This window comes from Streptomyces sp. NRRL B-24085 (assembly GCF_001282115.1).
Lineage (GTDB): Bacteria > Actinomycetota > Actinomycetes > Streptomycetales > Streptomycetaceae > Streptomyces.
Genome location: NZ_LJBR01000222.1, coordinates 1 through 7,005 on the forward strand (window position 1 = coordinate 1; position 7,005 = coordinate 7,005).

9 protein-coding genes are annotated in these 7,005 nt (G+C 73.7%); 5 read left to right on the top strand and 4 right to left on the bottom strand.

What is annotated here, in order from left to right; all coding sequences use genetic code 11:
• A partial coding sequence (locus AOJ26_RS23755) for a PadR family transcriptional regulator (protein ID WP_053850384.1) occupies nucleotides 1-468 on the top strand: 468 nt, incomplete at its 5' end.
• A gap of 118 nt (nucleotides 469-586) precedes the next feature.
• Here AOJ26_RS23755 and AOJ26_RS23760 read toward each other — a convergent pair.
• Nucleotides 587-1,015 (bottom strand): SRPBCC family protein, encoded by a 429-nt coding sequence (locus tag AOJ26_RS23760; protein ID WP_053850377.1) that lies wholly within the window; start codon nucleotides 1,013-1,015, stop codon nucleotides 587-589.
• Between the two features lie 128 nt (nucleotides 1,016-1,143).
• The gene (locus tag AOJ26_RS43570) at nucleotides 1,144-1,332 is read right to left on the bottom strand and encodes a hypothetical protein (protein ID WP_143663629.1); all 189 of its coding nucleotides are present in this window, start codon (nucleotides 1,330-1,332) and stop codon (nucleotides 1,144-1,146) included.
• Nucleotides 1,333-1,531: 199 nt separating this feature from the next.
• On the opposite strand from AOJ26_RS43570, the gene AOJ26_RS23765 reads away from it, so the two are divergent.
• The 3 genes from AOJ26_RS23765 to AOJ26_RS23775 all read left to right on the top strand — a co-directional run bounded on the left by AOJ26_RS23765 (nucleotide 1,532) and on the right by AOJ26_RS23775 (nucleotide 4,250).
• Nucleotides 1,532-2,098: a Clp protease N-terminal domain-containing protein gene (locus AOJ26_RS23765; protein WP_053850378.1), complete on the top strand. Its 567-nt coding sequence runs from the start codon at nucleotides 1,532-1,534 to the stop codon at nucleotides 2,096-2,098.
• Nucleotides 2,099-2,150: 52 nt separating this feature from the next.
• Entirely contained in the window at nucleotides 2,151-3,146 is a 996-nt protein-coding gene (locus AOJ26_RS23770; RefSeq protein WP_053850379.1) for an EamA family transporter, read from the top strand.
• Between the two features lie 192 nt (nucleotides 3,147-3,338).
• A complete protein-coding gene (locus tag AOJ26_RS23775; protein ID WP_053850380.1) occupies nucleotides 3,339-4,250 on the top strand; it encodes a DMT family transporter in 912 nt (303 codons plus the stop codon).
• A gap of 38 nt (nucleotides 4,251-4,288) precedes the next feature.
• On the opposite strand, the gene AOJ26_RS23780 is transcribed toward AOJ26_RS23775, so the two are convergent.
• Both AOJ26_RS23780 and AOJ26_RS23785 read right to left on the bottom strand, forming a co-directional pair.
• Entirely contained in the window at nucleotides 4,289-4,921 is a 633-nt protein-coding gene (locus tag AOJ26_RS23780) for an FMN-binding negative transcriptional regulator (protein ID WP_053850381.1), read from the bottom strand.
• The gene (locus AOJ26_RS23785; RefSeq protein ID WP_053850382.1) at nucleotides 4,921-5,604 is read right to left on the bottom strand and encodes a pyridoxamine 5'-phosphate oxidase family protein; all 684 of its coding nucleotides are present in this window, start codon (nucleotides 5,602-5,604) and stop codon (nucleotides 4,921-4,923) included. The genes AOJ26_RS23780 and AOJ26_RS23785 overlap by 1 nt, the downstream gene beginning before the upstream one ends.
• Nucleotides 5,605-5,639: 35 nt before the next feature.
• On the opposite strand from AOJ26_RS23785, the gene AOJ26_RS23790 reads away from it, so the two are divergent.
• Nucleotides 5,640-6,974, top strand: a complete 1,335-nt coding sequence (locus tag AOJ26_RS23790) for an aminotransferase class I/II-fold pyridoxal phosphate-dependent enzyme (RefSeq protein ID WP_078960009.1) — start codon at nucleotides 5,640-5,642, stop codon at nucleotides 6,972-6,974.
• Nucleotides 6,975-7,005 lie beyond the last annotated feature (31 nt).

Genomic DNA, 7,005 nt, shown 5'->3' on the forward strand with positions numbered 1-7,005 from the left:
CACCGGGGACGGGGCGGACCCAGGGGGAGGGCGCGGCGCGGTGACGTGCGCGCCTCGATCCTGGCCCTGCTCAAGGACCGGCCGATGCACGGTTACGAGATGATCCAGGAGATCGCCGAGCGCAGCGGCGGGGCGTGGAAGCCCAGCCCGGGTTCGGTGTACCCCACCCTTCAGTTGCTGGAGGACGAGGGGCTGATCGCCAGTGAGACCGAGGGCGGCAAGAAGCTGTTCTCGCTCACCGAGGCCGGCCGTACCGCGGCCGACGAGGGCCCCGACGCGCCCTGGGAGGAAGCCTCCCGCGGCATCGACTTCGAGGCGCTCGGCGAGATCCGGCAGGCCGGCTTCGGCCTGATGGAGGCCTTCGGGCAGGTCTGGAAGACCGGCAGCAAGGAACAGCGCGAGAAGGCGGTGGCCGTCATCAACGAGGCCCGCAAGAAGCTGTACCTCATCCTCGCCGACGAGGACTGATCACGGATCACCGCCCTGTGGCGGCGACGGGCGCCCCGGGAGACACTCCCGGGGCGCCTTCGTGCGCCCGGCCGTCAGGACGGGCTGTCGGGACGGGACGCGCTGTCCGGACGCGCTGTCAGGAGACCAGGACGGCCAGCTTCCGCAGCGACTCGTGCAGCGCGGCGGTGCCCGAGTCCTTCAGCCTGCCCGCCATCAGCGAGACGGCGGCGCCCGTGAACTCACCGTCGATGCGCACCTCGGTGGCGTCCCCGTCGGGGGTCAGGGTGTAGCGGGTGGCGACGCTCACCGCCATCGGACCCTTGCCCCGGATGGCGAACAGCCGGGCCGGCTCCACCTGGTCGATGGTCCACTCGACCTCGGCCGGGAAGCCCATCAGCTTCATGTTCTCCTGGAAGGTCCCGCCCGGTTCGAGGACCGCGGGGCCGCCCTTGGGGAAGCTGGTGTGGGTCGCGTTCCACTCCCCGTACGCGGACCAGTCGGTGAGCTGGGCCCAGACCTTCTCCGCGGGTGCCGGGATGCGTGCCTCCGCGCTGATTTCCGCCATGCGGCCACCTCTTCGTGTCGGTCTGTGGTGTCGCGGAAAGTAGCCGCAGCGTGCACAACATTCAATACTGATGAACCGTCAGAAAGTGCGGAGGGGGTTCGACCGGACTCGGTTCCGCCCGAGGTGGCTCAGCCCACCCGCCGTATCACCGCCGCGTCGAACAGGTCCCACGCGCGCGGGAAGGCGCTCTCGTCGTGGCAGTGCCACGCCTCCCAGAACAGGTCGGCCGGCAGCGCGTCCTCCGGGGCGTACACCCGGTACACGTACTGCCTGCCGTCCACGGCCGGCAGTGCCACCAGCCAGCCCCTGCTGTCCACGCCTGTGGGGGACGAGTGGCGCCGCGTGGCGGTTGCGCGAGGGGCGCACGGCGAGGCGGCGCGCGCCCACCGGGGCGGGAGGGGCCTGATTCTCATCCGTAAGGAGGAGAATTCGGCCCCGGGATCCGCTCTGCGTGGGACGCGGAAATGCTTCCCCTCGGGGATGCCCGGATTCGGTGGGGCTGATGGGGTAGGGGATGTGCACCCCCGTATCCCCCGGCAGTCGGACCGCGAACAGAGCGGTCTGCCGCCGGTCCGTCCGGACGACGATGTCAGGCTCAGCGCGGAACTGGCAGCGGTGGTGTCCGGCGCCCGCAGGCGCGCGCTGCGGGACGGGGACCGGCACATCGACACGGCCCACCTGCTGCACTCGCTGCTGGACGCGGACGCCGAGGCGTACGCCGTCCTGGAGGCGGAACCCCACCTGCCGCGGCTCCTCGGATATCTCGTGCAGCGCAGCATCGGCTACGGACTGCGCTGGCAGGGCACCGTCGAGGACTCCGGCGCGGTCCCCCTCGCCCCGGCGGCCGAGGGCTTCTCGCCGCTCGCCGCGGCCGCCATGGAACACGCCTGCGTCCGGGCCGGGCACCGCGCCGACGGGCTCGCCCGCGGGATCGACCTGCTCGCGGCGATCCTGGCGGACCCGGAGTCCCGGGCGGTGGAGGTGCTGACCCGGGCGGGCATCGACGCCCGGGCGGTGGTCGCGCGGATCGAGGACCGCCTGCCCGGGGGCCTGTGGGGCGGCCCGCCGCGGTCCAGTCGCTGAGACAGGAGTCAACGGGGGTGACGCTCATGTCGTGCCCTGTCATCATGGGCCGGTGCATACGTCTGAGAGCAGCAGGGCCGGTGGCGGCAGGGGAGTCGGACTCGGTCTCGCGCTGGTGTCCGCCCTCGCCTTCGGCGGATCCGGGGTCGCGGCCAAGCCGCTGATCGAGGCGGGCCTCGATCCGCTCCACGTGGTGTGGCTGCGGGTGGCGGGCGCCGCCCTGGTGATGCTGCCGCTCGCCGTCCGGCACCGCGCGCTGCTGCGCAGCCGCCCCGCCCTGCTCGCCGGTTTCGGACTGCTCGGCGTGGCCGGCGTCCAGGCCTTCTACTTCGCCTCGATCTCCCGCATCCCGGTCGGCGTCGCCCTTCTCGTCGAGTACCTCGCCCCGGCCCTGGTGCTCGGCTGGGTGCGGTTCGTGCAGCGACGGCCGGTCACCCGCGCCGCCGCGCTCGGCGTGGTCCTCGCGGTGGGCGGGCTCGCCTGTGTCGTCGAGGTCTGGTCGGGCCTGAGCTTCGACGCCCTCGGACTGCTCCTCGCGCTCGGCGCCGCCTGCTGCCAGGTCGGCTACTTCGTCCTGTCCGACCAGGGCAGCGACTCCGGCGAGGCCCCCGACCCGCTCGGCGTGATCGCCTACGGGCTGCTCGTGGGCACCGCCGTCCTGACCGTCGTGGCCCGCCCGTGGACCATGGACTTCTCCGTCCTCGCGCAGCGCGCCGACATGAACGGCACCCCGGTCGCGGCCGGACTGCTGCTCGGCTGGATCGTGCTGATCGCCACCGTCCTCGCCTACGTCACCGGAGTGGTCTCGGTACGCAGGCTCTCGCCCGCCGTGGCCGGCGTCGTGGCCTGCCTCGAAGCGGTCGTCGCGACCGTCCTCGCCTGGGTGCTGCTCGGCGAGCACCTCTCCGCCCCGCAGATCGTGGGCGGCGCGGTCGTCCTGCTGGGCGCGTTCATCGCGCAGTCCTCGACGCCGGCCAAGGGCTCCGCGGAGCCGGTCGCGGCCGGTGGCGCCGAAAGTCCGTTGCCCGCCCGGGAGAACGCCGCCTAGGCTCCCTGACCATGCACACCCGCACCCTCATCGTCTCTCCGCCGGCCGCCTGAGGCGGGCCCTCCGGAGACCACGCCCGGCCGGTCGCCGGGCCGAACGGTGCTGCCCGCAGACGAAGTCCGCGGGACCCCGCCGCCGAGCGGGCGTCCTCTTCCGAACTTCCGCGCTCCGGCGCGACTGCGGAGAGAACACGTGTCGCATGCTTCCTCAGGCCTGCCCGTCGGGCGAGGCCTCCTCTATCTGATCGTCGCCGGTGTCACCTGGGGCACCGCGGGAGCCGTCGCCTCCCTGACCTACCGGACCAGTGACCTGGGCCCGGTGTCCCTGTCCTTCTGGCGCTGCGCGGCCGGGCTCGCGGTGCTGCTCGCGGTCCGTCTCGCACGGCCACGCGCGCGTGCGGCCGCCCCGGAACCGCTCGGCCGCCGGGCCCTGAGGGTCGGCGCGTCGGGCGTCGGGCTCGCGGTGTTCCAGACCGCCTACTTCGCCGCCGTACGGTCCACCGGGCTCGCCGTGGCCACCGTCGTCACCCTCGGCGCCGGCCCGGTGCTCATCGCGCTCGGGGCCCGCCTCGCCCTCGGGGAGCGGCTCGGACGCGGCGGAGTCCTCGCCGTCACCGGAGCGCTCGCCGGACTCGGTGTGCTGACGCTGGGCGGGGCGGACGCGTCGGTGCGCCCCCTGGGTGTGCTGTTCGGGCTGCTCTCGGCCGCGGGCTGCTGTGTGATGACCCTGATCACCCGCGCCGCCCGCGCGGAGTCCTCCGGGACGTCCGTGGCGGTGTTCGCGGTCACCAGCCTGTGTCTGCTGCCGCTCGCGCTCGCCGAGGGCCTGCTCCCGCACACGGCCCGGCCCGCCCTGCTCCTGGCCCTGCTGGCCTACCTGGCCACCGTCCCCACGGCGCTCGCCTACGGCCTCTACTTCGCGGCCGCCGCGGTGGTCCGCTCCACCACCGTCTCCGTGATCATGCTGCTCGAACCGGTGAGCGCGGCGGTGCTGGCCGTCGTGGTGTTCGGCGAGCACCTCACCCCGGCCGTCCTCCTCGGCACCCTGCTGATGCTGGGCGCCGTCGCGGGGCTCGCGGTGACCGAGGCGCGCGTGCCCGCCTGACGAGCGAGGGGGCCCTTCTCCCTGAAGGGCCCCCTCGGTCAGGCGCGTTGCCGCCGCAGCAGGTGCTCGCGTGCCGCCGCGTCCCCGGGACCGCCCCGGGCGGCCAGTCCGTCCGCGATCCGCTCCCGCACCCGCGCGTCCCGCTTCCCGGCGTACTTGAACTTGGCCCGCACACCGGTCACTTCGAGCCGCAGTCCGCGAATCCCCGCCAGCATCCGCCCGTACGGCGCCTCGCCCACCGCCACCCGCGCGGAGCCGCCCTCCGGCTGGAAGTGACCGACCTGGTGGTTCAGGAGCTCGGCCTTCTCGGCCGGGTCGTCCACCACGTGCGCACGGCAGCGCAGTTGGACCGCCGCGTAGAAGCTCGTGGGCGTGCCGTGCTCGGGCGGGCCGTCCGGTTCGGCCTGCCACGGGCCCGGGACGTACACGTAGTCGTCGACCACGCTCAGCAGGCAGTCCGGGCTCGCCTCCAGCGCGTGCCACAGCGGGTTGGGCCGCGCGAGGTGGGTGAGGACCTCGCCCCGCGCGGGGTCGTAGGCGAAGTGCAGCGGCTGGACGAACGGCGGTTCGTCCGCAGGGCCGTTGACGGCGAGCTGCCCGAAGTCGTGGACGCCGAGCCACTGCTGCCACTCGGCGTCGTCGCGGGCCGCGTCCCAGGGGTGGATCAGCATCACAGCACCGCGAGGTAGTCCGGGACCTCGGTGCCGGGGGCCAGGTGCCCGTCGGCGACCGGGGTGCCGTAGCCCTTGCGCAGCGGGACCACACCGGCCCAGTGGGGGAGGGCGAGGTCCTCGGGCTCGTCGTTGACACCGCCGGTGCGGAGCTTGGCGGAGACCTCGTCGAGGTCGAGGCGGATCACGGCGGTGGCGGCCAGTTCCTTCTTGTTGGCGGGGCGGGAGTCGACCGCGCGCCCCGGGACCACGTGGTCGACCAGCGCGTCGAGGGCGAGGCGCTTCTCCTCGGGGTCCGTGACGTCGTGGGCGATTCCGTGCACCACCACCGAGCGGTAGTTGATCGAGTGGTGGAAGGCGGAGCGGGCCAGGATCAGCGCGTCGACGTGCGTGACCGTCAGGCACACGGGAAGTCCGGGGTCCGCCTGGCCGGTCATCCGCAGCGGGCGCGAGCCGGTCGAGCCGTGGACGTAGAGGCGCTCGCCCACCCTGCCGTACAGCGTGGGCAGCACCACGGGGGCGCCGTCCCGGACGAAGCCGAGGTGGCAGACGTAGCCCTCGTCGAGTATCGAGTGCACCAGTTCCCTGTCGTACGAGGCCCGGTCGGGGGAGCGCGTCGGGACGGTGCGGTCGGTCGGCGCGTAGGCGGTCGGCTCCGGCGTGGTCGCGGTGGTCCCCTGCATTGCGGTCTCCATTGCACTAGTGCATAATCTGCTTTGTGCTAGGAGAATATCGGATCGAAGGGCGACGCGCAGCAGAGATTGCGGCGAGCGTCGAGCGCGCGGTGGGTGCCGGGGAACTGGAACCAGGACAACTACTTCCTCCTATGCGGGAGTTGGCGACCGAGCTGGGCGTCAATCCCAATACCGTCGCGGCCGCGTACCGCACCCTGCGGGAGCGCGGGGTCATCGAGACCTCCGGGCGCAGGGGCAGCCGGGTCCGGCCGAAGCCCGCGACCACGGGCCGCGAGTACATCCGGGTCGAGGTCCCGGAGGGCGTGCGAAACGTGTCGAACGGCAACCCGGACCCCGCGCTGCTGCCCCCGCTGGCGCCGGCCTTCGCGGCGGCCGCCGCACAGGGCGACCGGGAGCCGGTCCTGTACGGAGAGGCGACCGTGGATCCGGACCTGGCGCGCCTGGCCCGGGAGGCGCTCGACCGGGACGGCGTTCCCGGCGGTCCTCTCGCCGTCGCCTCCGGGTCCCTCGACGTGATCGAGCGCGTCCTGGCCGCCCATCTCAAGCCGGGCGACACGGTCGCGCTGGAGGACCCCGGCTGGGGTAGCCTCCTCGACCTGGTCCCGGCGCTCGGCCTGCGTACCGCCCCGGTGGGGGTGGACGACGAGGGGCCGCTCGCCGACGACGTACGCCGGGCCCTGGAGTCGGGCGCCCGCGCCCTCATCGTCACCGACCGGGCCCAGAACCCGACCGGCGCCTCGGTGACCGGCACGCGCGCGCGTGCCCTGCGAGCGGTCCTCGAAGACCACCCCGACGTCCTCCTCGTCGAGGACGACCACGGCCACGGCATCGTCGACCTCCCCCTGCACCCCCTGGCGGGATCCACCCGCCACTGGGCCTTCGTCCGCTCGGTGGCCAAGGCCTACGGCCCCGATCTGCGCCTGGCGGTCCTCACCGGCGACGAGGTCACCGTCGACCGCGTCCACGGCCGGCACCGCCTCGGCCCCGGCTGGGTCAGCCTCATCACCCAGCGGGCGGTGGTGCACCTGTGGGGGAACGGCGTGCTCGACACCGCCGAGGTGGCGGCCGTCTACCGCGAGCGCCGCGACCGGCTGATCCGGGCTCTGGCGGAGCGCGGGGTCGAGGCGCACGGCCGCAGCGGGCTCAACGTGTGGATCCCCGTCCCCGACGAGACGGGCGCGGTGTCCCGCCTCCTGCACGCGGGCTGGGCGGTGGCCCCGGGCGCCCGCTTCCGGATGGGCGCCCCACAGGGGATCCGGGTGACCGTGGCCACCCTGACGGAGGCCGAGGTCGCTCCCCTGGCGAACGCGGTCGCGAGGGCGGTGGGTTCGGTGCGGCCTGCGAGTACGTACAGGTGAGTTGCGGTGTCTGGGGGAGGGGGTCTGGGGG

Excerpts from the sequence above, each read along its gene's own strand:
- AOJ26_RS23760 (WP_053850377.1), bottom strand. The coding sequence starts at position 1,015 with ATGGCGGAAATCAGCGCGGAGGCACGCATCCCGGCACCCGCGGAGAAG.
- AOJ26_RS23780 (WP_053850381.1), bottom strand. The coding sequence starts at position 4,921 with ATGCTGATCCACCCCTGGGACGCGGCCCGCGACGACGCCGAGTGGCAG.
- AOJ26_RS23785 (WP_053850382.1), bottom strand. The coding sequence starts at position 5,604 with ATGCAGGGGACCACCGCGACCACGCCGGAGCCGACCGCCTACGCGCCG.